Source organism: Bacillus changyiensis (assembly GCF_027706145.1).
Taxonomy (GTDB): domain Bacteria; phylum Bacillota; class Bacilli; order Bacillales; family Bacillaceae; genus Bacillus; species Bacillus changyiensis.
Window position 1 is genome coordinate 345,697 of record NZ_JAQFWW010000002.1, and the last position, 26,109, is coordinate 371,805.

At 39.4% G+C, this 26,109-nt stretch carries 26 protein-coding genes; 3 read left to right on the forward strand and 23 right to left on the reverse strand.

The features are described from left to right. Positions 1-80: 80 nt before the first annotated feature. The 18 genes from PDT38_RS09025 to PDT38_RS09110 form a co-directional block, all read right to left on the reverse strand. Complete coding sequence (locus PDT38_RS09025; protein ID WP_270800683.1) at positions 81-1,151, reverse strand: sensor histidine kinase; 1,071 nt, start codon at positions 1,149-1,151, stop codon at positions 81-83. Next, a complete protein-coding gene (locus tag PDT38_RS09030; protein ID WP_270800686.1) occupies positions 1,144-1,860 on the reverse strand; it encodes a response regulator transcription factor in 717 nt (238 codons plus the stop codon). The genes PDT38_RS09025 and PDT38_RS09030 overlap by 8 nt, the downstream gene beginning before the upstream one ends. Before the next feature lie 2 nt (positions 1,861-1,862). Next, complete coding sequence (locus tag PDT38_RS09035) at positions 1,863-2,627, reverse strand: arylamine N-acetyltransferase (RefSeq protein ID WP_270800688.1); 765 nt, start codon at positions 2,625-2,627, stop codon at positions 1,863-1,865. 122 nt (positions 2,628-2,749) lie between these two features. Next, positions 2,750-3,007 carry an HPr family phosphocarrier protein gene (locus tag PDT38_RS09040; RefSeq protein WP_270800690.1) on the reverse strand — a complete coding sequence of 86 codons (258 nt, stop codon included), beginning with the start codon at positions 3,005-3,007 and terminating at the stop codon, positions 2,750-2,752. Between the two features lie 24 nt (positions 3,008-3,031). After that, a complete protein-coding gene (gene whiA / locus PDT38_RS09045; RefSeq protein WP_270800693.1) occupies positions 3,032-3,982 on the reverse strand; it encodes a DNA-binding protein WhiA in 951 nt (316 codons plus the stop codon). Positions 3,983-4,008: 26 nt separating this feature from the next. Next, positions 4,009-4,962, reverse strand: coding sequence for a gluconeogenesis factor YvcK family protein (locus tag PDT38_RS09050; protein ID WP_270800695.1), 954 nt, complete (start codon positions 4,960-4,962; stop codon positions 4,009-4,011). Between the two features lies 1 nt (position 4,963). Beyond that, positions 4,964-5,851, reverse strand: coding sequence for an RNase adapter RapZ (gene rapZ / locus PDT38_RS09055; protein ID WP_270800696.1), 888 nt, complete (start codon positions 5,849-5,851; stop codon positions 4,964-4,966). An 18-nt stretch (positions 5,852-5,869) separates the two neighbouring features. After that, positions 5,870-6,343 (reverse strand): 8-oxo-dGTP diphosphatase, encoded by a 474-nt coding sequence (locus PDT38_RS09060; protein ID WP_270800698.1) that lies wholly within the window; start codon positions 6,341-6,343, stop codon positions 5,870-5,872. Positions 6,344-6,712: 369 nt separating this feature from the next. Further along, complete coding sequence (gene trxB, locus PDT38_RS09065; protein ID WP_270800700.1) at positions 6,713-7,663, reverse strand: thioredoxin-disulfide reductase; 951 nt, start codon at positions 7,661-7,663, stop codon at positions 6,713-6,715. 329 nt (positions 7,664-7,992) lie between these two features. After that, positions 7,993-9,444 (reverse strand): tetratricopeptide repeat protein, encoded by a 1,452-nt coding sequence (locus tag PDT38_RS09070; RefSeq protein ID WP_270800702.1) that lies wholly within the window; start codon positions 9,442-9,444, stop codon positions 7,993-7,995. A gap of 172 nt (positions 9,445-9,616) precedes the next feature. Further along, positions 9,617-10,237 carry a bifunctional phosphoribosyl-AMP cyclohydrolase/phosphoribosyl-ATP diphosphatase HisIE gene (gene hisIE / locus PDT38_RS09075; protein WP_270800703.1) on the reverse strand — a complete coding sequence of 207 codons (621 nt, stop codon included), beginning with the start codon at positions 10,235-10,237 and terminating at the stop codon, positions 9,617-9,619. Continuing rightward, on the reverse strand, positions 10,234-10,992 hold the full coding sequence (gene hisF / locus PDT38_RS09080; protein WP_270800704.1) for an imidazole glycerol phosphate synthase subunit HisF: 759 nt from the start codon (positions 10,990-10,992) through the stop codon (positions 10,234-10,236). Before hisF ends, hisIE begins: the two co-directional genes overlap by 4 nt. Further along, entirely contained in the window at positions 10,989-11,726 is a 738-nt protein-coding gene (gene hisA / locus PDT38_RS09085) for a 1-(5-phosphoribosyl)-5-[(5-phosphoribosylamino)methylideneamino]imidazole-4-carboxamide isomerase (protein WP_270800705.1), read from the reverse strand. The genes hisF and hisA overlap by 4 nt, the downstream gene beginning before the upstream one ends. Further along, positions 11,723-12,361: an imidazole glycerol phosphate synthase subunit HisH gene (gene hisH, locus PDT38_RS09090; protein ID WP_270800707.1), complete on the reverse strand. Its 639-nt coding sequence runs from the start codon at positions 12,359-12,361 to the stop codon at positions 11,723-11,725. Before hisH ends, hisA begins: the two co-directional genes overlap by 4 nt. Next, entirely contained in the window at positions 12,362-12,946 is a 585-nt protein-coding gene (gene hisB, locus PDT38_RS09095) for an imidazoleglycerol-phosphate dehydratase HisB (RefSeq protein ID WP_270800709.1), read from the reverse strand. It lies immediately after the preceding gene. After that, positions 12,946-14,226, reverse strand: coding sequence for a histidinol dehydrogenase (hisD, locus tag PDT38_RS09100; protein WP_270800710.1), 1,281 nt, complete (start codon positions 14,224-14,226; stop codon positions 12,946-12,948). Before hisD ends, hisB begins: the two co-directional genes overlap by 1 nt. After that, positions 14,223-14,861 (reverse strand): ATP phosphoribosyltransferase, encoded by a 639-nt coding sequence (gene hisG, locus PDT38_RS09105; protein WP_270800711.1) that lies wholly within the window; start codon positions 14,859-14,861, stop codon positions 14,223-14,225. Before hisG ends, hisD begins: the two co-directional genes overlap by 4 nt. After that, positions 14,854-16,026: an ATP phosphoribosyltransferase regulatory subunit gene (locus tag PDT38_RS09110; protein WP_270800712.1), complete on the reverse strand. Its 1,173-nt coding sequence runs from the start codon at positions 16,024-16,026 to the stop codon at positions 14,854-14,856. Before PDT38_RS09110 ends, hisG begins: the two co-directional genes overlap by 8 nt. Before the next feature lie 215 nt (positions 16,027-16,241). On the opposite strand from PDT38_RS09110, the gene PDT38_RS09115 reads away from it, so the two are divergent. After that, on the forward strand, positions 16,242-16,955 hold the full coding sequence (locus PDT38_RS09115) for a C39 family peptidase (protein WP_270800713.1): 714 nt from the start codon (positions 16,242-16,244) through the stop codon (positions 16,953-16,955). Between the two features lie 20 nt (positions 16,956-16,975). Here PDT38_RS09115 and PDT38_RS09120 read toward each other — a convergent pair whose 3' ends face one another. The 4 genes from PDT38_RS09120 to hprK are packed head-to-tail and all read right to left on the reverse strand — an operon-like array spanning position 16,976 to position 19,934. Continuing rightward, positions 16,976-17,497, reverse strand: a complete 522-nt coding sequence (locus PDT38_RS09120; protein ID WP_270800714.1) for an acyltransferase — start codon at positions 17,495-17,497, stop codon at positions 16,976-16,978. Next, positions 17,494-18,141 carry a pyrophosphatase PpaX gene (gene ppaX, locus PDT38_RS09125; RefSeq protein ID WP_270800715.1) on the reverse strand — a complete coding sequence of 216 codons (648 nt, stop codon included), beginning with the start codon at positions 18,139-18,141 and terminating at the stop codon, positions 17,494-17,496. Before ppaX ends, PDT38_RS09120 begins: the two co-directional genes overlap by 4 nt. 36 nt (positions 18,142-18,177) lie before the next feature. Next, positions 18,178-18,990 (reverse strand): prolipoprotein diacylglyceryl transferase, encoded by an 813-nt coding sequence (lgt, locus tag PDT38_RS09130; protein WP_270800716.1) that lies wholly within the window; start codon positions 18,988-18,990, stop codon positions 18,178-18,180. Between the two features lie 11 nt (positions 18,991-19,001). Next, positions 19,002-19,934 carry an HPr(Ser) kinase/phosphatase gene (hprK, locus tag PDT38_RS09135; protein WP_270800717.1) on the reverse strand — a complete coding sequence of 311 codons (933 nt, stop codon included), beginning with the start codon at positions 19,932-19,934 and terminating at the stop codon, positions 19,002-19,004. Between the two features lie 173 nt (positions 19,935-20,107). Here hprK and PDT38_RS09140 point away from each other — a divergent pair, with 173 nt between their 5' ends. Together PDT38_RS09140 and PDT38_RS09145 are read left to right on the forward strand one after the other, a co-directional pair. Then, positions 20,108-20,590, forward strand: coding sequence for a MarR family transcriptional regulator (locus PDT38_RS09140; RefSeq protein ID WP_270800718.1), 483 nt, complete (start codon positions 20,108-20,110; stop codon positions 20,588-20,590). Positions 20,591-20,728: 138 nt separating this feature from the next. Continuing rightward, positions 20,729-22,255, forward strand: coding sequence for an MFS transporter (locus PDT38_RS09145; protein ID WP_270800719.1), 1,527 nt, complete (start codon positions 20,729-20,731; stop codon positions 22,253-22,255). 52 nt (positions 22,256-22,307) lie between these two features. On the opposite strand, the gene PDT38_RS09150 is transcribed toward PDT38_RS09145, so the two are convergent. Beyond that, positions 22,308-26,102 (reverse strand): metallophosphoesterase, encoded by a 3,795-nt coding sequence (locus PDT38_RS09150; protein WP_270800720.1) that lies wholly within the window; start codon positions 26,100-26,102, stop codon positions 22,308-22,310. Positions 26,103-26,109 lie beyond the last annotated feature (7 nt).

Consider the following 26,109-nt stretch of genomic DNA (forward strand, 5'->3'; position numbering starts at 1 on the left):
TTCCTCTCCTTTTCCTCTTTATTATAAAAAGGAGTGAAAACATCTCCCATCGAATTACCTTGCAAAGCAAACAGCCAATCTTACAGTTTTGTCACATTACTATAAAGAGTGTTGCTTGTAAACGTCACTGTTATCACTGTTCCTTTTCCTTGCTCTGATGATGCGCTAAGTTCATGACCTAAATGACGGCAAATCTCTTTTGATAAATAAAGTCCCATCCCTGTCGCCTCTTGTTGTCTCCTTCCATTTTCCCCGGTGAAAAATGGCTGAAAGATACGTTGGAGGTCTTGAGCTGGAATTCCGATCCCTTGATCAATGATAGACACAGCAGTTTGATCGCCTGTTTGCTCTACCTTCATCACAATGTCTGCTCCTTTGTGTTGCGGCGAATATTTTAAGGCATTATGAAGGATTTGCTGAAAGACGACAGTCAACCATTTTTTATCACTGTAAATCCATACACAATCATCTGAAATCACTAGCTTTGGAAAAAGTCTTCGTTTAATAAACTGCCGTTTTTCCTCATTGATGATTTCTCTGAGTAAACTGATGACATCGATTTGTTCAGCTTTTAGATCGATAGCAAAGTGATCAAGCCTTGCCATATGAAGCATCATATCTAAACCATAGCGAAACCGGTCATTCTCTTCTTCAATCTCAGTAAACAGGGACCTGATCGACCTGATCTCTGACTGTTTCTTCCCTTCTTGAATGAGGAGCGAAATGACAGATACGGGAGTTTTCATATGATGGATCCATTGATTTGTAAAATCGAGATGCTGTTGCCGCTCTCTAGAATAACAGGAAAGCTTTTCACGGTAATCTTTATTGAGTTTAGCAACTAGTTCAGTCCACATTTTCTGTTCTTTTGTTGCTGGCTGATAGGCTTTTAATACTTCTCCAGTTTGCATAGATACTTCAACATACTGTTTCTTTAATTGACAAAGAAACGAACGTTGTCTGCCATAGTCAATGATCAAACCGATGCTGAGAAAAACGATCATCAAAATAAACATATAAAAAATATTAGCCCTTGAAATACCTGACCCTTTTTCAAGGATACCAAGAGCTGCAACAATGGTGACAAATCCTGTACCTAGTATAGAAAATAGAATGATCCAAGCGCGATCCCGCAAATATGCTTTAAACATCTTCTTGTTCATCCTTCCAACCGACACAAAACCTGTACCCTTGTCCCCTGACAGTTTTAATGGCATCATGGATTCCAAGTTCACCAAGTTTCTTTCTTAAACGATTAACATTGACCGTTAACGTATTGTCATCTACAAAATGGATTTCATCCCATAATGCTTCAAGCAGTTCTTCCCTTGTGATAATTCGATCATACTCTTTGACAAACATTGATAAAAGCTGAAATTCCTTTTGAGAAAGAGACATTCGGTGATCTTCCCTTTGCATTTCAAAGCGCTCTGGATAAATATACAGACCTCCAACTTCTAGTACTTGTGTTTCTTGATGAAGAGCTGATGAGTATTCACCATATGTACGCCGCAGCACACTTTTGATTTTGGCGAGCACAACATCGAGATGAAATGGTTTTGTGATATAATCATCTCCTCCATGTTCAATCGCCATCACCTGATTCAATTCATCCGTCCGAGCAGAAATGAAAATAATGGGTACATTTGATACAGTACGGATTTGTCTGCACCAATAAAAACCATCAAAATAAGGAAGGTTAATGTCCAAGAGGACCAAATCAGCGGTTTTTTCGATAAATTCTTGTTTGATTTGAGAAAATGTTTGAACAGTACTGACTTCATAGCCGTACTTTCGCAAATGATTTTGCAGGATAGAAGCAATTCGTTCATCATCTTCAATAATTAAGATGTTATACATGTTTAATCATCCTCAAAAAAATACTTGTTAAACATTATAGTAAATTCCCCTTGTTTCAAGTTTTGTTTGGAGAGATTATGACTGGTCCGTTTTGTGAAATGATCTTTCTTCAAAATGATTGTTCCGTTCCTTGTCCATTTACAAGCAAGTGGATCTTGATTAAACGGTGAGTCAGGATGATTGTGGATCAGCTCACGGACTTCAGCAAGCACCACTTCATTAATTGGTTCAATTGAAAATGCGTAACCTGTCTGCCAGCCTTCACCTTTATCCATTTCAAGAAGATAGTCTCCTTTATCAGTATTCGCTTTTTGAACACGATAACGTCCTGTTTTTGAAGTCATCACTTCTCCTGATAATGGAACTGGAGCAAGGGGCAGATTCAGTCCAAACCCGGTATCAATGAGAAAAGCCTCGTTTCCTTCCCACAAAACAATGGCAACATGTGTACCTGTTAGTGACCATAGTTGGTTTTTTTCATTGTAAACCGTTCCTTGAATCATATGGACTGAAAAACCGAGATCTTTCAACACATAATAGAGAAATGCGTTCAAATCATAACATAATCCGCCACGCTGATGATTCAACAGGGCTTCAGTCAGACTTTTCTTTGTCATTGGAATACGCTCTTTTTTTAAAACAGAACTATTTTCAAATGGAAACTGATAGGCGATCCGTTCTAAAAATTCCGGCAAGTTAGCGAAAGAGATCACATGATGAGAATCGTATCCGATTCTCTTATATAGCAAGTCAAGCAAAACCGTCATGATTCTTCTCCTTTCGATTTCTTATTTAATACTGTCTGACATCTCTTTTAAAACGAATAAAAAGTACCCTTATAGTAGGCTATATGCTAAGATCCCACTATATAGGGTACATGTTGTGATGGTTAGTTTTGTTCCAAAACATACGCACTCAATGCATCAATCGCGTCTTGTTCATCAGCTCCATCTGCAATCAGTGTGACTTCAGATCCCGAACTGACAGCTAGACTCATTAATCCCATGATGCTTTTTGCATTCACTTTTTTATCTCCCTTTTCCAAAAAGATGTCTGATTGAAAGCGGTTGGCTTCCTGAACAAACAATGCTGCTGGACGTGCTTGCAGTCCTGTTTTTAATCGAATTTCGACTTTTTGTTGAACCATAAGATCTCCCCATTCCCTTGTCCATTATTTTAAAGAGACAAATTGCCCTAAACGTAATTGTTCAGCAATCTCATCTAATTTGCGAAGTCGATGGTTAATCCCCGATTTACTGATTTTTCCGCTGGTGACCATTTCCCCAAGTTCTTTTAAGGTTACTTCTTGATAATGAATACGGAGCTGTGCAATTTCTCTCAGTTTTTCTGGCAAAGCATCAAGACCGATTTTTTCATCGATATATTTAATGTTTTCCACCTGTCTGAGCGAAGCACCAATCGTCTTGTTTAAGTTGGCGGTTTCACAATTGACCAGTCTGTTAACCGAGTTCCTCATATCCCGTACAATTCGGACGTCTTCGAATCGGAGCAGTGAATGGTGAGCACCAATTACATTTAAAAACTCGGTGATTTTCTCCGCCTCTTTCAAATAAGTGATATATCCTTTCTTCCGCTCCAATGTTTTGCTGTTTAAATGAAACTGATTCATCAGTTCTGATAATGACTCATTATGCTCTTTGTACATCGAAGAAATTTCTAAATGATAAGAAGATGTTTCGGGATTGTTGACAGAACCACCAGCTAAAAAAGCTCCCCTTATATAAGAACGTTTACAACACCTTTTTTTCACTAGTTTTTCTGATATATTTCTTGCAATAACAAAATTTTCTCCAAGTATCTTTAAGTCTTCAAGGATGGTCTTTGCATTTTCGATCAGACGTACAATGTAGACATTATTTTTTTTCAGCCTCATTTTTTTTCGAACGAGCAGTTCGACAGACACCTCATATTGCATTTTAAGCAATGTATAAATTCTTCTGGCAATGGCCGCGTTCTCGGTTTGAACATCTAGAACCACTTTTCGGTTTGAGAAGGACAGTGAACCATTCATCCGAATGAGAGCAGAAAGTTCCGCTTTCGCGCAACACTCCTTCACTTCCAAGTTTGTAAGTTCCTTTTTCGTTTCAGACGCAAATGACAATTTAGACAACCCCATTCCAAAGCCTGCTATTCTTTTAATAAATCAACAAGCAACGAAGCGACTTTATGTGTATCATGGCGAATGACGCCATTCTCATACGTTACAATCTGGTCTTTTATGACTTCAAGCCCCATGAGAGTCAGACTCTCAATATTAAACTGCACAGGCTGGGCAAGTTCTTGCGCATATCTTGCTCGAATATCGTCTGGAATCTCCTCATTATTAACAAGAATCGTATCAATAAAAGGAGCACCCATATGTTGGTTCAATGCTTCAACATGGTCTGCAGCACTGTAATACAAGGTTTCCCCTGGCTGAGTCATCACATTGCATATATAAACCTTTTTGGCAGAAGCATTCAAAATTTCTTCCCTTATTTTTGGAACAAGTAGATTAGGTAAAATACTTGTATATAGGCTACCTGGACCAAGAATAATCAAATCTGCCTTCCGAATGACATCGATCGTTTCTGGTAATGGGTCAATTTTTTCAGGGGTTAGAAATACTCTTTTAATGCGGCGCCCATAGGATGGAATCACCGACTCCCCTGAAATAATTTGACCATCATCCATTTCTGCATGTAACACAACACTAGTATTTGCAGCTGGTAGCACCTTTCCACGAACATTTAATACTTTACTCATTTCAGTGACGGCATGAAAGAAATCACCGGTTATGTTTGTCATTGCCGCCAACATTAAATTCCCCAATGAATGGCCGATTAAATCGCCGCCCTTGTTAAAACGATGCTGAAACAGGTTTTCCACAAGCGGTTCCACATCAGATAACGCAGCCAGTACATTGCGTACATCACCAGGAGGAGGAATTTTCAATTCATTTCTTAATCTCCCTGAACTTCCTCCATCATCTGCTACTGTTACAACAGCTGTAATGTCCACAGCGTGGTGCTTTAAACCTCTCAACAACACAGATAGACCTGTTCCACCACCGAAGATTGCAATTCTTTTCTGCTTGGTCATTTTATTTTCTGCTTTTCTTCTCAATGTCCCGGTGAGTAACATGAGTATAGTAGTCTTTTTTAAAATAATCAGCAATGTATTCAGTAAGCGTCACAGAACGATGTTGTCCTCCCGTACATCCAATTGCAATAACAAGCTGGCTTTTCCCTTCACGTTTATAGGAAGGCAACATAAAGCCCAATAAATCGGTCAACTTTTCAAGGAATTTTTGTGTTTCACTCCATTTCATCACATAGGATGATACTTCATGGTCTTTGCCAGTTAATGGTCTCATACTATCAATGTAGTATGGGTTTGGAAGAAATCTCACATCGAAAACAAGATCGGCATCAATCGGAAGCCCGTATTTAAATCCAAATGACATGACATTGACAGTAAAAGTGTGACCTTTATCTGTCGCAAAATGCTGAACAATTTTTTCACGCAATTCTCTTGGCTTCATGTCAGATGTATCGTAAATAATTTGGGAGCGACCTTTCAATTCTTCTAAAAGCTGACGTTCCATTTCAATTCCTTCTAGTGGAAGCCCTGTTGTTGCAAGCGGGTGGGAACGTCTTGTTTCTTTATATCTTGAAACTAACACCGAATCTTTTGCATCCAAAAACAAAATACGTGGGGTTATCCACGATGTTTCCCCAATTCCATCAAGAGCTTCAATCAGACGATCAAAAAATTGGCGACCGCGCAAATCCATGACAAGCGCAACTTTGCTCATTTTTGAACTTGATTCCTTCATCAGCTCCAAAAATTTCGGGAGTAAAGACGGTGGCAAATTGTCCACACAGAAAAACCCGAGGTCTTCAAAACTTTGAATCGCAACTGTTTTTCCTGCTCCAGACATTCCGGTTATAATGACAAGCTGAATTTCATGGCCCCCATTTGCACTCATATGTTTCCCCCCTTATGATTAGTCGCCCTGTGGATCTAAGCGATAAGACAGTAATTTAAAGTCAGGCGTATAGGTAAAGGTCCCGTGAAGAAGACCATTGCCTTTTAGCATAAAGTCGAGAATGTGTACATCACCTGGCGCCATTGGTAAATGTTCTATATCTCTAACTGAATGCCATTCGATCATTCCTTCTTCAGACTCTTTTACAGGTTTACCTGTATAATGATCGGCGACAAACGTGAACATCATCCATTCTGAGACAACCTGATCATTCTCTTTTATGATAAAGGTAAATATACCTTTTAATTGTGGGTTTAACACATATATACCTGTCTCTTCACGGTACTCTCTGATGACGGCGTCTCTGACTGTTTCCCCGCATTCCATTTTACCGCCGGGGGCTACCCACCAGCCTCTACGAGGTTTTTTTAGCAACAGAACTTTATCATCAGACATCAGTACACAATTGGTCACTCTTTGCAAGTTTGTCACCCATCCTTTAGTTCCTTCAATTCTTTACTCTATTATACCGCTTCCTAGTGCCACCCACAATGAACATGGTGTCAAACTGGGAAAAACGTCTTTTTTCAAACAGAACATACTCGAAAGCGCTTACCTTAAGCTGTTTTATATATTATTTTATAGCGAAACAGGTTCTTTCATGAAGTAAATATGAACAAAATATGAAAATGATGATATATGGTTTCTTTAGAAATGATATCCATAAAAAAAGACACGGATATGTAAATCCGTGCCAAAATAATTCATTATAAAAGGGGGTCAATTACTAAAGTAATCATATCAAACGATTGTTTCACTGGTGTTACAGTGCGGTTAAAACATGATGACTTTTACATTTTGTTACTTTACAGATTTTTCTTTTTCGTTCAGTTCTTCAACGTATTGTTGAACACTCTGAGCTGCAATACTTCCATCACCTGTCGCTGTTACAATTTGACGGAGGCTTTTTTCGCGTATGTCTCCCGCCGCAAATATACCTCCAACCTTTGTTTCCATCCGCTCATTCGTTAAGATATAACCCTCTTCATTTGTAATGCCAAGATTTTTAAATGGTGCTGACAATGGTAGCATACCAATATAAATAAAGACACCATCAGTAGAAAATTCTTTTTCTTCACCTGTGATTGTATCAACAAGTGTCACTTTACCAACTTTTCCATCCTTTTCGTGGATTTCCTTCACTGTCTTGTTCCAAATGAAGTCGATTTTTTCATTGGCAAATGCTCGCTCCTGAAGAATACTTTGCGCCCGCAGCTTATCACGACGGTGGACGATTGTGACTTTTGAAGCAAAACGAGTTAAGTAAACACCTTCTTCTACAGCTGAATCACCACCACCAACAACGACGAGCTCTTTGTTCTTAAAGAAAGCACCGTCACACACCGCACAATAAGATACACCCCGACCACCGAGTTCTTTTTCACCAGGAACATTTAGTTTTTTATATTCAGCACCTGCAGTGATGATCACAGTCCGTCCTTTATATTCTTTTGATCCAGCTTTGACAATCTTGTATTCTTTCCCATCAACAACTTCTTTAATATCACCATACGCATATTCTGCTCCGAACTTTTTTGCATGTTCAAACATCTTATTTGATAGTTCAGGCCCAAGTATACTTTCAAATCCTGGATAGTTTTCAACATCCTCGGTATTGGCCATTTGTCCGCCAGGTACACCTCTTTCAACCATTAAAGTTGACATGTTCGCCCTAGATGTATAGACAGCCGCTGTCATTCCCGCAGGACCTGCTCCAATAATAATACAGTCATAAATTTTTTCTTCTGACACAATGTTCACTCCTTCACGAGTCCTTCTGCTACTTTAAGCCTAGCAGTCAGTTTCTCTAAGTAAATATTCCCTAGTTGCTTCTTCCTTACCCATATCCTATAAAATATCTTGCGTCTGTGCTATTGATTTGCTCAGAAAGCAAAAAACAGATCTAAATTTTGCAATTAAGCAACCAGGGAACTGTTCAAACAAGCAAACTAAAAATGTGGAAAGGGTGCGCAATTGTCAAACAGCCAACATTTTTTAAAGCTGTCTTTGAAAGTTGCATAAAAAAACTTGCCGATGAAGCCGTGTTTTCGACCTTATCGACAAGCCTATGCTACCTACTTTTAAAGATGTTCTTTTAATACACGTTCATATTTTGTGAGTGTTGCGGATGAGATGTTAAAAAGCTTCGCTGTTTCAGCCTTGGTGAGCCGTTCATGCTGTTCCGTTTTCCAAATATAATAGATAGTTGCAGCCAAGCCGCTAGGATTTCGCAACTGCACCCCTGAAGCTCTCATTTGCTGGATCACATGAAATATCCAAAAGCACATGGCATCTTCCTCAATTACAGAACAATCCGCTTCTTCTATTGCTTTTGCTGTTCGATAAGCAAAAAGTGCATCTTTTGAAATGACTGTTTTTTTGTTTTCACCGTAAAGTAAAAGCCTGACAAACTGGTCTTCAAACTCTGTTTTTGCCATTTTTGAGTCTAGTACAGCTTGAAGTTGATCTTTTTCTCCTTTTCTTCCGCTTACATAATATGCGGCAAGGCGTTCCTCAAGCGAAGGCTGTTTTTCCAGCCTTTCTTTCCAAGGCTCAATGCGAGCATGACCTGGGTACTCCGCCTCCATTTTCCCCCATATTCGTTCAGCGAATTGGATACGGTCAGTAAAATAAGCGGAACATGCAAGCCAGTAATAAAAGGTTACATCTCCTTCAAACCCTGTACGATAAAGCGATTTTAGCCATCTATAGCCAAGGTCATACATGCCGATAAGCGAAAAAGTTGCACCGAGCTTATACCTTTGCTCATTCAACATGGGATAAATATTGGAAAGTTGTTCAGAAAGAATTCTCACTTGTTCATCTTTTCTTTCATAATGGAAAAAGATCAATAAGTTACATAGGGCGTGCAAATTTCCATCATTTTTTTCTAACACGGTCATGACTGTCAGCTTTGCTTTGTAAATATCGCCAGCATAAAAATAGGCAAGAGCCAGATTGTTATAAGCCGACCAAAATTCTGGATAATCGTTGATGATCTCTTCAAGCATCTCAATCGATTCTTGTAGTTGCCCATTTTCCAAAAATGATTTTGCCTGATCTTGCTTTAAGATTAAATCGTCCTGATCATACTCTGAGTAATGATCGCTTTCTTCTCCCATATCTAACAAGTCAAGTAGCTCCATATTTTCCGTCATGAATTCACCGTTTGGATCTTCATTTAAATAGGTTTCGGCTGCTTTATAAGCCTCTTGAAAAAGACCAAGATGAGCATAATTATTTGCCTTAAAATAATGGCATTCAGTCATTTTTTCATTCATATTTTTTAAAATAAAGTCCAATAGCTCATTTGATTGTTGATAAAAACCCATTTCCGTATAAATGACGGCAAGCTGAGAAAGCATACCTGTATTATCCGGTTCAAGAAAAATTGCTCTTTGAATGAGCTTGCTTGCACGGGATAGATTCCGTTCTCGGTATGCTTTGAGTCCTTTATGATAGAGATATTGTCCATCTTGAAACAATTGAACAATGCTTTCGTTATGATGATGTTCAGAAGTGTACTTACTCACAGCTACCCTCCATTTCAAACTGTATACCGTCAGTAGTATAACATAATTTCCAGCCGGCTTATAGACCAAAAACAAGTTTCTAGAAAATTCTCTTCATTTTCCACCTTTGGTATCTTCTCTGCACTATAAAAACCAGTGGCCAACGTTTCTCCACTGGTTTTTGAGTAAGACCCTAACTCCGTTCATAGCGTTTCCTAAGTTCATTTAACACCTCAGCAAACGGTAGGGACTGTTCTTTTAACAAGACAAACAGGTGATATATAAGATCAGCCACTTCCCATCTTAATTCTTCAAGATCGCGATTTTTTGCAGCAATGATGACCTCGGCAGCTTCTTCACCAATTTTTTTTAAAATTTTATCAATACCTTTGTCAAATAAGTAGGTCGTATAAGCTCCTTCTGGCATTTCGACATATCGTCTGGCAATGGTAGATTCGAGCTCACTTAAGATTGCAAAACGCCCATTGACTGCTGTTTTCTGTATCGATGAGAAACAGCTATCATTTCCTTGATGGCAGGCCGGTCCAGTCGGTTCGACAAGAATAACAAGAGCATCATGATCACAATCAAGGCGAATCTCTTTAACATATTGAATATTGCCAGATGTTGCTCCTTTATGCCACAGTTCTCCACGAGAGCGACTGAAAAACCATGTTTCTTTTGTTTCCAGCGTTTTTCCAAATGATTCTTTGTTCATATAGGCCAATGTTAGCACTTCTTTTGTGATCTCATCCTGAACGATCGCGGGGATTAACCCCGCTTCATTGAAATTCAGTTCATCGACAGTGATCATCGTACATTCACCCCACACTCTTTCAAGTAAGTTTTGACTTCCTTAATAGATGTTTCTTGATAATGAAAGATGGACGCAGCAAGTGCCGCATCGGCTTGCCCTTTTTCAAATACTTCATACATGTGTTCAGCATTGCCAGCACCACCTGAGGCAATGACAGGAACGGTGACAGCTTCTGAAACAAGCTTTGTCAGTTTGAGATCAAATCCGGTTTTTTCACCATCAGAGTCCATACCTGTCAGCAAGATTTCACCTGCACCTCTTTGCACGGCTTCCTGTGCCCATTCTAAAACTTCTAGTTTTGTCCTCTGCCTACCACCATGCGTATATACAACGTATTTGCCTTTGTCTAGATCAAATTTTGCGTCAATCGCAACAACAATACATTGAGAGCCAAAAAAAGCTGCACCTTCAGTGATAAGTTCGGGACGAAGAACGGCTGCAGTATTAACTGAAACTTTGTCTGCTCCCGCCCGCAAAATTGTTTTCATATCTTTCAGATGGTTGATACCACCGCCAACGGTGAAGGGGATAGCTAACGTTGCGGCGACTTTTTCCACAACATCAACAATGGTTTTTCTTCCTTCATGTGATGCAGAAATATCGAGAAAGACGAGTTCATCAGCCCCTTCATTGTCATACATTTTCGCAAGTTCAACTGGATCTCCGGCGTCCTTCAATCCGAGAAATTGAATACCTTTCACAACACGACCATCTTTCACATCTAGACATGGAATAATTCGCTTTGTTATCATTTGCTGTTAATCCTTTCAAGCGCTTCCTTCATGGTGAATTGCTTTGTGTAAAACGCTTTTCCGACGATGGCGCCACTAATGCCGTCTGGCTGTCGGTTAGCTAGTTCTTCAAGATCGGCAAGACAGCTGATACCACCTGAAGCAATCACTTGTTTGCCGGTTGTTTTTGCAAGCTCAACCGTGCGGTTCACGTTTGGTCCAGACAGCATTCCATCTGTTGCAATATCAGTAAAAATAAACACTTCAGCCCCTTCATTTGCAAGCTCAAGACCAAGCTCTTCCGCTTTAACAGTTGATGTTTTAAGCCAACCTTCTGTGGAAACAAATCCATTTCTTGCATCAAGTCCTATTGCAATATGATTGCCGTAGTTTTTGAGCATTTTTTTGACAAAACCCGGATTGGAAATCGTAGCACTACCTAAGATGACTCTCTCTATACCTTGTGATAGATAGTTTTCAATATCTTTTTCTGTTCTAATCCCACCGCCGATCTGTACCTTTACTTTCAGTTGCTTAGCAATTTTGATGACTTGGCTGTGATTCACAGTCTTACCTTCTTTAGCGCCATCCAAATCGACAAGGTGAACCCATTCTGCTCCCTCTCCAACGAACGATGATGCCATTTCGAACGGAGAATCTCCATATATCGTTTCTTTTGCATAATCACCCTGGATCAGTCTTACACATTTGCCATTTCTAATATCAATGGCTGGATATAATGTAAATGCGCTCATTTTTTCACCTTCTGTTCTTCTGAAAGCTGTTTAAACCGTTTTAAAATTGACATCCCGACTGGACCGCTTTTTTCCGGATGAAACTGAACACCATACACATTATCAATACCGACAACAGCTGGAATTTTGACACCATAATCAACACTGGCAAGCAATGCTTTTTCATCCATTTCACTGACATAGTAAGAATGAACAAAATAAGCGTATCCTTGTTCGCTATCGGTCAAAATTGGAGAATTATTGTGGATGGAGAGACTGTTCCACCCCATGTGAGGCACTTTCAGACGCTTTCCTTCTCGATCCTGTTCTGCCAGCTTAACAACTTTCCCTTTTAATAAGCCAAGCCCTTTTGAAATGCCCTGTTCTGCACTTTCTTCGAATAAAAGCTGCATGCCAAGACAAATACCAAGCAATAGCTTGCCTTCAGATACAGCAGTCTGAATAAAGGTTGTCAATTTCATGTTATCTAATATAGCGGTCGCATCCCGGAATGCGCCTACTCCAGGAAGGATATAGCTATCAGCTTTTTGCAATTCCTCAATTTCTTCTGAGATGACATATGGTGCTTCAATTCGTTCCAGGGCTTTAGAAACACTGTACAGATTACCCATTCCATAATCAATGACACCGATCATTCACAGCATTCCTTTCGTTGAGGGGATATCTTTTATACGAGGGTCGATCATTGTTGCTTCATCAAGCGCACGTCCGAGTGCTTTAAAAATCGCTTCAATTATGTGATGAGTATTTTTTCCGTGATGGACAATGACATGAAGATTCATCTTTGCTTCAAGTGCCAACTTCCATAAAAATTCATTGACAAGCTCTGTATCAAATGTACCAACTTTTTGACTAGGGAACTCCCCCTTGAATTCAAAGTGCGGCCTGTTACTCAAATCAACGGCAACTTGGGCGAGCGCTTCATCCATCGGTACTAAGCTGGAACCATAGCGTTTTATCCCTTTTTTGTCTCCCAGCGCTTCCAAAAGCGCCTGCCCAAGACAAATCCCGATGTCTTCAGTTGTGTGATGATCATCAATTTCAACATCACCATTCGCCTGAATGAAAAGGTCAAACTGACCATGTTTTGCAAATAGATCAAGCATATGTGTCATAAACGGTACATCTGTTTGAATATCGCCCTGTCCTTGGCCATCAATCATAAATGATAGGGTGATATCTGTTTCATTGGTTTTTCTTACCCGGTCCGCTTTTCTCATCACTCTTCCTCCCAGCTTCTCGATTCAATTGCTCTGGCATGCGCTTCAAGCCCTTCCAACCTAGCAAAGGCTGCAATTCTTTTTGCATGTTCCTCAAAAGCTTGTTTACTGTAAGAAATGATGCTTGATTTTTTTTGAAAGTCGGTCACCTGAAGCGGACTTGAAAATTTGGCTGTTCCATTTGTCGGGAGCACATGGTTTGGACCTGCAAAATAATCTCCGACAGCTTCAGAACTGTACGCTCCTAAAAAAATCGCACCGGCATGTTTGATCTTTCCCAGTAGTTCATCAGGCCGTTCTGTTAAAATCTCTAAGTGTTCAGGGGCGAGTTCGTTGATCAGTGAAACAGCTTCAGTTAAAGTTTCTGTCACATAGATCATTCCGTGTTCTTCTATTGACTGACTAGCGATCTCTTTTCTTGGCAAATCTTTAAGCTGGCGGTCAACCTCTTTGTCAACAGCTTTTGCAAGCTCATAAGAATTTGTAACAAGTATGCTTGATGCCATGATATCGTGTTCAGCCTGTGACAACAGATCAGCTGCAATTTCACGGGGATTTGCCATTTTGTCAGCAAGAATGGCGATTTCACTTGGCCCAGCAATCATATCGATGTCAACCTGGCCGAACACTTCTCGTTTAGCAAGCGCGACATAAACATTACCAGGACCAGTAATTTTATCGACCGGTGAAATGGTCTCCGTTCCGTATGCTAGTGCCGCTATCGCTTGGGCACCTCCAATTTTATAGATTTCTCTTACCCCTAGCTCTGCTGCAGCAACTAAGACACCTGCAGGAAGATAGCCGTCTTTTCCCGGGGGTGAGGTGAGAACGATCCGTTCAACCCCTGCCACAAGTGCTGGAATGACATTCATTAAGACTGATGAAGGATATGCCGCAGTCCCCCCTGGCACATAAACTCCGACCGAATCAAGCGGTGTTATTTTCTGTCCAAGCATTGTGCCATCATTCCGATGATAAAACCATGATGATGTCAGCTGTCGTTCGTGATATTCTTTTATATTAAAGATGGCTGACCGCAAAATTTCAATATCATCTTGTTTAAGCCTACTGTATGCTTGTTGGATTTCAAATTCAGAAACGAGAAAATCAAAGATTTCAACTCCATCGAATTGTTTAGTATAAGCAGAAATAGCAGCATTTCCAACTTTTCTCACTTCATCAATCATGAAGCGAACAGTTTTTCGTTGTTCTTCTGTTCCAGAATCAATAGACCGTTTTAAGGATATAGCAGCATTTCCGCTAGTGAAGGTCAGCTTCATGTTGTTCCTCCTTCGACAATCAGTGAGAGTTGAGAGGCCATTTCATCAATAATCGCATCTTTCAAACGGTAACTGACAGGATTTACGATAAATCTTGAGGTAATATCACAAATGGTCTCTGTTTCAATCAAACCGTTTTCTCTTAACGTCTGTCCTGTTGAAACAATATCAACAATCCGATCAGTAAGACCGATTAGTGGAGCTAATTCAATTGAACCGTTAAGCTTAATGATCTCCACTTGTTCTCCCTGTTCCTTGAAATATTTTGATGCAATATTCGGATATTTCGTCGCGACTCTATGGACAACACCGCTTGCTACTGTTTGTGGCAAACCGGCTATAGCTAAGTGACATTTACTCAATTTCAAATCAAGAACTTCGTATACATCCGGCTCTTTTTCAAGTATGACGTCTTTACCTGCAATGCCGACATCAGCTACTCCATGCTCGACATATGTTGTGACATCGAGCGGCTTGGCGAGGATGAAGCGGAGATTTCCTTTAGGTGTATCAATCATTAGTTTTCTTGTATCATCGAGCTCCTCAGGAAGTTTGTATCCGGCCTGACGTAGTAGATCGCAAGTTTCAGCAAAAGTTCGTCCTTTTGGCAGTGCGATTGTTAAGGGATTACCCATGTCTTTCGTCCTTTCTGGAACCGATAAAATAGGTTACTTTTTGAAACGATTTTGTCATCTGATCGATGTTTTTGATACCAGCCAAATCTTGAAGGACGACTTTTTTTCCTTGTGTCCGTTCTTTCTCAGCAAATTTGATCGCCTCTTCTCGCTGCTCTGTGCTAAAAATAACTGCATCAATTTTCGTTTGCACATCATTCAATTTCAAGGCTTCTAGTAAGCGGTCAAGCCGAATCCCAAATCCAGTGGCTGGCGCGCTGAAATTGAAGCGATCAAGGAGCTCATCATAGCGGCCCCCATTCCCAATGGGAAAGCCAATATTTTCTGCATAAATTTCAAATAAAATTCCGTTATAGTAACTCATATGACGAACCATACTCAGATCGATTGTTACATGATCCGCACAACCATAGTCAACAAGTGTTTCCCAAAGTGTTTCCAATTGTAGGATTGCATTCTTTCCTGCCTCAGAACCGATGATTGCTTTTGCTTCATCACAAATTTCAATTCCGCCTTTCAAGTTGAGCAGTTTTAATAATCTTTGTTGATCAATTGTTGATAAACTTAACGATTTTACATGTTCACGGAAACCAACATAATTTTTATCATATAAAAAACGTTGGAGTACACGGACTCTTTTTTGGTTTCCTAAAATATCCATAAACAAAGCATCAGCAATACCAACGTGTCCGACAGAAATTTTAAATGTTGATAAACCTGCTTTCTTCAATGAAAAAATCACAAGGGCGATTACTTCAGCATCAGCGCTTGTTGAACCATCTCCAATTAGTTCAACACCGACTTGTTCAAATTCAGCAGGTCGGCCACCTTCCTGTTCCTGGGCTCTGAAAACATTTGCCGCATACCCAATCCGGAGAGGATGATGTTTGTCGAGGTTTGCAGCCGCGATCCTTGCGATTGGTCCTGTCATATCTGGTCTTAAAACAAGTGTTTGCCCTTTTTGATCAAGTAGCTTAAAAAGTTGCTGGTCTAAAATTGCTGATTGTACGCCGACCGTATCATAAAATTCTAATGTCGGTGTTTCCATAAATTGATATCCCCATTGCTCTATCAGTTCTGTTAATGAAACGCGCGTATCTTTCATTGTTTGATAAAGCCCTGGCAGTATATCTCTCATCCCGTCGGGTTTTTCAAACATAAACATGATGTTTTGACACCTCCCAGAATCCAAAAATTCAAAATCCTTTAGTTCACTAATATGATAACATGGTAACAAATTAAAGTTTGGAAATCAACCAATTTTGGAAAGTTTGTTTGTCCAGACTTCATAAAATAATCATTTTATTTCTTAAACATTTGAATGATATAATACTTAAAAACGCATAGTATAGACATCATAGAGAGAACAGGAGATCGAATATGAAATTCCTTAAAACGTTACTTGTTGCTTTGATCTTAGCAACGATTGTTATCTTTATACTGTTTTCTAAAGAAATCAAAACCTCGTTCATTAAAACATTTGCAGCAACTAAACAAACATCAGCTGAAATGGAACGTAAACCGCTAGATGTCCCGCTATTGAAACAAATGGACCATCCAAAGCTTTATAATGGCTGTGAAGTCACAAGCTTGGCGATGATCCTAAACTACAGTGGATATGATGTGACAAAGAATGAATTGTCTCAGAAAGTCAAAAGGGTGCCTTTACAATATAAAAACGGTTTAAAAGGAAATCCAAATGATGGCTTTGTTGGAGATATGGAAAAAGGGCCAGGTCTTAGTGTTTATCATGGTCCAATTTACGAATTAGCAACATCTTATGCAGGTGACAAAGTCATTGATTTAACAGGAAGCAAACTAGAGAAAATCTACGAGCAGCTCAATCACAGCAGACCAGTTTGGGTGATCACGACCGTCAACTTCAGCCCTGTGAAAAGTATGAAGACATGGAACACACCGACAGGCAAAGTCAATGTGACATATAAAGTACATAGTGTTGCGATCACAGGATATGATCGAAAATATGTTTATCTAAATGACCCCTATGGCTATAAAAACAGACGAACTGACAGAACAAAATTTGAAAAATCGTGGAAACAGATGGGGCGGCAAGCGATTGTAATTGCCGATTAAAAAGGGCAACAAAGCCCCCGTTATAGTAAACGAGGGCTTTGTGAGCGTTGTTCCATTTCTTCTTTTGTATAAATGATCCGCATCGGATTACCACCGACCAAGACACCTGGAGGAACATCTTTATGAACAAGAGTACCTGCGGAAACGACAGCACCTTGTCCGATCTCAACACCAGGAAGTATTGTTGAATTAGCTCCGATCATCACTTCATCACCAATGATCACTTCACCAAGACGATATTCTTTAATTAAATATTCATGAGCTAAAATCGTCGTATTGTAGCCAATCACAGAATTGCGTCCAACAGAAATCTTTTCTGGGAACATCGTATCAGGCATGACCATCAGTGCAAATGCCGTTTGCTTTCCAACTTTCATTCGCAAAAATGTCCGATACATCCAGTTTTTCAATCCTAAAAAAGGTGTATAACGCGCGATATGAATGACAATGAAGTTTTTAACAACTTTCAGAAATGGAACGGTTTGATAGATTTGCCATAAAGCATTAGCACCTGACACGGGATAACGCTTTGTTTTCCTCAATCTACCGCCACTTCCAAAACGTGAAGCAGGTCTTTCATTTCAACTAACATATAATCAGGCTGAAACTTCTCTAAGTTCTTTTCACCTTTAATTGACCAAGCAACTCCAGCCGTTTTTGTACCGGCATTTTGCCCAGCCAAAATATCGTGGTAATTATCACCGATCATGATGGCCTCTTCAGGTAAGCTATCAAGCTTTGATAACGCTAAGAGAACAGGCTCTGGATCCGGTTTAGCTCGTTTAACATCATCAAGTGTCACGACAGTTTCAAAAAAACGATCGAGACCGGTCCATTTGAGACCCATATTGACTGTATCACGCAACTTTGTTGTCACAATACCAAGCTTATACCCTTTATATGCCAAGTGCTCAAGCGTCTCATAAACCGTATCATACTCTGTCACAAGCTGATCATGCATTTTATGGTTATATTCACGATACATCATGATCATTTCATTGACCTTCTCCTGATTGATACTGCTAAACGTTTCATAAAGAGATGGGCCAATAAAATTCAGCACATCTTCACGTTTATACTGCCCTGGATGATAATGATCAAGTGTATGTAAGAAAGAAGCAATAATCAGCTCATTTGTATTGATTAGCGTTCCATCTAAATCAAACAGCACAGTATTGATTTTCATAAAAAATTTCCTTTCTTTGCAGCTTTTTTCGCGAACTCACATTTCTTGATACCGTTTAATCTCGCCGCCTTTAAACCGCCTGAATAACATAACACCAACTGCACAGACGATAAGGACAATGGAAATAACTTGAGCGATCCGAAGCGTATCCGTCAACATCAGACTGTCTGTCCGAAGCCCTTCAATATAGTAACGCCCGATCGAATACCAAATGACATACGTTAAAAACAGTTCGCCCCGCTTTAAATTAGCTTTTCTTAAAAGAATCAAGATCAGAACACCTGTTAAACTCCATAATGATTCATATAAAAAAGTAGGATGATAATATTGCCCATTTACATACATTTGGTTAATGATAAAGTCTGGTAGATGAAGGTTTTCTAAAAATTGTCTTGAGACAGAGCCACCGTGTGCTTCCTGATTCATAAAGTTACCCCAGCGACCGATTGCTTGACCTAACAGAATGCTGGGAGCCGCGATGTCGGCAAGTTTCCAAAAAGAAAGTCCTTTTTTCTTGGCAAAAATGATTCCAGTTAAAATTGCACCAATTAAACCGCCATGAATGGCAAGGCCCCCATTCCAGATTTGAATGATTTGATCAGGGTGTTCACTATAATAATCCCATTTAAACAGAACATAGTACGCTCTCGCACAAAGAATCGCAATCGGAATAGCAAACAGGATCAGATCAACAAAGGTATCTTTATGAAGCCCCCTGCGCTCACCTTCTCTGACCGCCATCCATAATCCCAGTAAAGCACCAACACCGATAATAATGCCGTACCAGTGCACAGCAATGGGACCCAATTGAAAAGCGATCGGGTTTAGTGGTTCAAAAGTTTCATTCATCATGACAACTCCTAATCATCAATTTCACCATCTTCAATCACATCCGCTAGTTTATTCGTAAATTGTTCGGCCGCATTCAAACCCATTCGTTTCAATCTAAAGTTCATGGCAGCCACTTCAATAATAACAGCGAGATTTCTTCCCGGACGGACTGGGATGGTCAGCTTTGGTATTTCAGTATCAATAATTTTCATCTTTTCTTCGTCAAGTCCTAAACGATCATACTGTTTCCCCTGTTCCCAGAGTTCAAGACTCATGACAAGGGTGATCCGTTTAAAACTTCTCACAGCACCTGCACCAAATAAAGTCATGACATTAATAATGCCAAGGCCTCTAATTTCCAGAAGATGTTCAATTAAATCAGGTGCACTTCCAATCAATGTATCCTGATCTTCCTGTCTAATTTCTACACAGTCATCCGCAACAAGGCGATGACCTCTTTTCACAAGCTCCAAGGCGGTCTCACTTTTACCAACACCGCTCTTTCCAATGATCAAGACCCCTACACCGTAAATGTCTACGAGTACACCATGTATGGCGGTTGTTGGCGCAAGTTGACTTTCAAGAAAATTTGTTAGGCGACTGGAAAGACGAGTTGTCTTCAATGGGGAGCGAAGGACAGGCACACCTTTTTCTTCAGAAGCTTCAATAAGTTCAGGCGGAATTGGCAAATCACGCGAAAGAATGATTGCCGGTGTAACCTCAGTACATAACGAAAACATTCGTTGTTTTTTTTCTGCTTCAGGAAGCTTCTCAAAAAAGGTGATTTCTGTTTTCCCTAGCAGCTGAACTCTCTCTCTTGGATAATATGTAAAATACCCCGCCATTTCAAGGCCTGGCCTAGATAAATCACTCATTGTAATCGGGCGATTAATCCCCTCTTCTCCACTGATTAATTCCAGTTTGAACTTGTCTATCATGTCTTTTGTGCGAACTTTTGCCACGATGTTAACCTCCTCTTCTAAAGGTGAAAGCTATACACATTTAGCTTTATTCTACCACTTTCAAAATAAACCTAAAAACATTTTTTTAAAGCCGTACATTAATTGGCTTTCTTTCAGCAAGAAAAATCAGTAGTATGAAGGAGAAATGTTATGTTAAAGGAAGTGAATAGTGCGTGAAATACAATATTCACGATACAACTGTGTTAAATGAAGAAATCCTTTCTCCAGAGGAAAAAGAAACCTGGGTACTATATATGAAAGTGCTGACTGCAGCCGGACTAGGGGATGTTTCTGAATGGATGAAGCTTGATATCAGTATGCCACAAATGAAAGTCTTAATGCTTCTAAACACCCACGAAAAACTGAAAGTCTCGGAGATCGCTGAGAGAATGGGAGCTTCCCTGTCAAACATGACTGGGCTGCTCAGCCGGCTTGAGGATGCAAATTTTATTATAAGGACCCATTCTAAAGAGGATAGGCGAACAATCGTCGTTGAATTGGCAGAAGAGGCGAAAGATATTTTTCGCGGATTGTATCAAAAAGGACATGAAAAATTAAAGAAAGCCCTGCAAAGCCTAAATGAACAGGAAAAGAAAAAAGTAAATGAAGGTCTATCCATTCTTGAAAAAGCACTAAAATTAAATGACGAAGAATAACAAGCTGCCGCCAAGCCCTAGCGCAGCTTTTTTTTCTAAAAAAACTTTTGACAAAATTAGTATTTTAATGGATGATGAATTTAATTCATTTTAAATTAATTATTAATTTAAAGTGAATTAATTAAAAAGGGGGAACAAATGGTGACGAAAGAAGGTTTAAACCAAAAGTGGGCAATTGCCTTATTTACCGTTGGCGTGTTTATGGCCGCATTAGACAATGGCATTATTTCAGCTGCACTTACGACAATCAATGATTTTTTCCAAGTGTCTCCTTCATGGGGTGCATGGGGCATCACACTGTATACACTCGGTTTGGCAGTCAGTGTCCCAATCGTCGGGAAATTGTCTGATCGATATGGACGAAAAAAACTGTTTATCACCGAAGTAATCCTGTTTGGGATCGGTTCTTTATTGGTTGCCTTAAGCCAAAGTTTCCCAATGTTTTTATGTGCGCGGCTCATCCAATCACTTGGCGGGGGTGGGATATTTATTATTGGGAGTTCTCACATTCTTTCAACAGTTCATAAGGATAGACAAGGCTCAGCACTCGGGCTTTTAGGAGCAATGAATGGTATTGCAGCAGTGCTGGGGCCAAATATCGGCAGTTTCATCCTCGATATAACCGGCAGCTGGCATTGGCTGTTTTTCATTAATTTACCAATAGCTTTATCCCTTGTGCTGTTAAGCTTCCCATTCATTATCGAAACAAAAGAAGATCACATCAAACCACTTGATATAACAGGAACGATTATTTTATCTTTCGCCATATTATCTGTGATGTATGGAATTACTAATTTAAATGGTGAACACTTCCTTACCGGATTGCTAGATCCACATGTATATGTTTTTTTGCTTATCGGTCTCATTTTATTGACAGGATTGTTTTTTTATGAGAAAAGGGTGGAGCATAGCGGGGGTGACCCAATACTTGCCTACAGTTTATTAAAAAATAAAGTGTTTCAGTGGACATTGTTTATCGGTTTTATTTCTGGTGGGCTCTTAGCGGCCGTCATCTTTATCCCTTCATACGCGGAACAATATTTACACATTGCACCAGAGAAGTCAGGATATTGGATGACACCGCTCGCACTCGCTTCAGGTATAGGTGCTGGGCTAGGTGGTATGCTAGCAGATCAAAAAGGACCTATTAAAACAGCATGGCTATCAGCCATTGTTTCATGTATCGGATTTTTATTATTATCAGTATGGGTCGTAGAAAAATGGGAATTTGTCATTGCCAGTATCATTGCCGGTATTGGTTTTGGCATCCTTTTAGGCGCCCCCTTAAACATGCTCGTCTCTGAGGCAGCAAACACCCGTTATGGAACAGCACTTGGAACACTGTCTCTTGTTAGACAAATAGGACTGACATTAGCCCCTACTCTTTATGCAGGTTTTATTTCAGCTGGATATGAAAATATCGGCAGTCACATCACGAATAAACTAAAAGATACCGGTATTCAAACGAACGGAATCCCAGATCCAAAAGTGAAATCCATCATTTCAGAGGCAATTGATGAAAGTATTGGAAAAGGGTTTGGAAATCTTTACTTGACGGCTGCATTGCTGTCTTTCATCATCATTTTCGCGGTTATCGTATTATCGATCTACAGAAAAAAACAAGCCAATTTTACAATTCATCACAGTCAGGAACTGTCCAAGTAAACATTTATAGCTCCGGAGACACTTTGCCCTCCGGAGCTATTCTGAAACCATTTTAATCTTTTGTTGTAAATCTCCAAAGGATCGAACGGATTTTTCCACCGTATTGATCTAACACTGTCGTATACCAATAATATCTCGTATTTGGCTTTAAACCCTTCCAAATAACCGACACTTTTTTTCCACTTTTCGTTTTTTTCACTTTTCCAATTTGTTTATCAGTATAAACGTTCATTTTAAAATGATTTGTTCGTACTTTTTTCAACTGTGGTGAAAGGTCGGTCTTCATACTGAATTCATCTTTTTTTCCAAATTGATGTGAATCATAAAAATTGTAATCATCAAGATAAGGTGAATATGTTTTTACATGTATGGTGTCATGTTTCGGATCAACATGAAATATTCTTAAATAGCCTTGACCACCTTCAGGCCCACCCTGATAATCAGCAACCATTTGATAAACATTGCGGTCTGATTGTCCATCACCATCATCATCTAACTGATCAATCTTCAAATTAGAACTGTGATAATGACCGCTTAACACAGCCATAACATTGCGATTCGGTTTTATGACATGTTCAAATATTTTTTCACCAAGTGGGCTTCTACTCCCGCTCACCAGCAAAAATTCATGAAATGCCAAAATTGCTTTTCGATCAGGATATTGCCTAAGCACCTGATTGATCCATTCCAATTCTTTTTCGCCGATTCCCCAGCCCATCGAAATCATCACATAATCATGACCACCGCTCGATATTAAATCATAATGACCTTTATTATGATGGTTATATGCACCTCCATAATAACGTTTATTTTTAAAGCGCTTTTCACCAAAGTATTTACTAAATGATTGATAAGAATTAGATTTATGGTTGACATCGTGATTGCCTGCTAGTACACCATATGGGACCTGATTGTCATCCAGGACTTTCATATACTGATCAGCACGCTTCCATTGGATCAACTGGTCCGCCTCATCTACCAAATCCCCTGTGTGAAAGACATATTGAATGTTTAGCTTGTCTTTTTGACTGGCTATCCAGTTGACTTGCTTTTCAAAAATATGTGGATAACTCTCTGCATAGTATTGCGTATCTGTCATCCAAATGAACGAATAATCATTAGGTAAAAGTTGAATCCGATCCTGAACGATGACACTAATCTGCGAATTTCTGAGATAATCTTTTGCCTTCATACGACCTTTTAGTGTAAAAGCCTTTTCATCTTTTGCAATCTGATAATCCAGTGTCTCCCATGTCTGTTTCGCATGATTCCAGACGAACATTGACACCTTTCGTCCTGGAAGAGAGCTTCCTCTCCATTTCACTTCCACCTTATCAGTTCCCTTCACTTGTTGATCAACTCTTACATTAAAACGGTGATAAGGGAACCCATTTATCGAAGTTGTTTCAAAACCTTGTGTTGTTATCTTGTCTCTCTCTGCTTTTGTTAATGATGACTCACCATTAACCGTAAAACCGTGTGGTGGTTCTGTATCACTTCGATTCACTGATATTTTTACATGTGCATCGTCTTTTGTTGTATATTGATACCCTTGGAAAAAAGAAACACTCATTTTATCCTTTGTTGGGTCTTTGACTCTTACGGCTAGTTTGGCGTGTTTGCTGCCAGGAACTGTTTTTAGTTTTTTAGGTTCATCAGGTGTTTCTTTTTTTGTGAAAAACACCTTTTTTAAAGTAGAGCGATTTCCTGCACTGTCATCGGCAATAATTTGAAATACATGCTTTCCTGGCTTCAAATCTGCAGAAGACACCGTATACGGTAACGTAATTTCCTTACCATCAACAAGTGCTGTCACTTTTTTTACTTTACTCCATTTATCACTGCATATCGCTTTAATTGTGAATATCCCTTTATACGTTTTCCCGCTTTGTAAAGAGGTTTTGATTTTAGGACCACTATTATCAACGGTGACCTCTCGCTTCACCCTATCCTCTCGATTGACCGCTTCAATTGTATGTTTCCCTTGTTTATAGGCTTTCGTATCCCAATTGTATGCTAGTGATTGAAAACTTTGATCTGAAAGATTGAATTGAAAATCATACGCCACTTTGGCATTTGCCTGATCTCCAACAGGTAGCTCTGTTTTCGAATCGAAATGATGTTCATCATATAAGACTGTGCCATCAGCTAAAATAAGTCGCGGGTTTTTCAACAAAAAATCATCCCGGTTTTCCGAAGAAGAATGCTCGAATGTCGATGATTTAGATCCAGCTTTGACCGTGATGACAAACGGTGTTCCTTTTGTAAACTCGTCAGGTGAAATTGGAACAGTCATTGTTGTATAACGGTTGTATGTGTCATCAAAGATCTTTTGAACCCGCCTACCAATTGTGATAGCATTTTTAAAATAGAGGTTTGTTTTTTTAATATCAAAAGCAAAATACGCTTTTTTCTCAAGCATCCGTTTTCCAAGTGGTTGCTCTTGTCCATCAATTCTTATATTGATCTCATCTGGCGGCCGTTCTGATGTGGCTTTCAGCAATATGTTTCCAGACACAGTATCACCATCTTTCACATTAAGCCTAAGCCCTTCTAAAACGCTTTGTTTCATGGTAATCGTTGTCTTCTTAGTACTCGTCATATGAGACCCATCATTTGCTGTCATATAATACTGCAGGCTTTCTTTTCCAATTAATTCTGCAAAAAAAATCTGATGATGATAAAAACCGTCATTTTTACTTTTCTCAACACTGATACTGGTAAACGTGTCACTTTCAGCTGTCCGATAAAAAAATTGAACTTTTTTAAGCTGTTGGTTGTCTTTAACGTCTGCCAATAATTCGATTGACCCTCCAGGGTTAACTGAATGACAATCTGTTAGGTCCTGTATTTTTGGTTTCTCACGATCTGGAACAACGGTCACAACCTTTGAAGGTGTTTGGTCTTTTAAAAGCAAACCTGGGGTTGGCTTTTGTTCTCCACTTGATATGTTCGACAGTTGTTTCGTTCCATCAAGTGGATATTTAAATAAAATGGCTTTGTTTTTGACCACATCACTTTGTTCTGACTGATGTTGGTAATGGGCGGTCACAATTTCTTCGCCGCTGTTTGTACTGATGACAAGATCTCTTGTTTTCCTGTTTTCCATACCAATTCCATTTAGTGAAGAAAGTGTTTGTCCTTCTGCAAGATGGACACCGTAATGGCGGTTAAAATCGCTGGCTATTAAATGTTGATTTGCAGCATTTTTTATCCAAAGCACATGTGTTTTTCCAGAAGGTACTTTGATTTGCTCTTGGCCAAAAGACCCAAGCAAGTCCGAATCCTTACCTTCAAAGGGATTTCTATACCTGATTTTGTAACTGTTTAAATGAATCGGTTTATTTGTATTATTATAAACTTCGATAAACTCATAACCATCCTTCCCACCAACATTTGTTGAATCAACAACCATTTCAGTTATTAAAAGTTGTGGCAGTTTCCTGTCATCTACATGAAAACCTTTAATATCGATTGTGTACAAATCTGTTTTGACTGAATGATGATCGCTTTTTGCTTCAATATAATAGGTCAATTGGCGAGAAGACAGTTCTTCACTTTTTATTTTTGCAATGTATTGATCATCTGTTCCCGGTTCTAGTTCCATCAGAATAGAGCGATATGGCAGTTTGTCATGTTGTTTATAGTGCAGAATAACACTTTCAGACGACACCTTTGCATGAAATAACAAATCATCCCCCTTGTTAGCTTTTTCTACAGGTGTATGTTTGATCATAAGGGGGACCTGTTTTTGAGAATAGGCTGCCTCCACAGCAACAATTGGAATGAGCAAATGGGATGCCAAAATCAGCAAAAATAAGGTTTGACGGTTTATGTAATGTTTCATTGTCCAC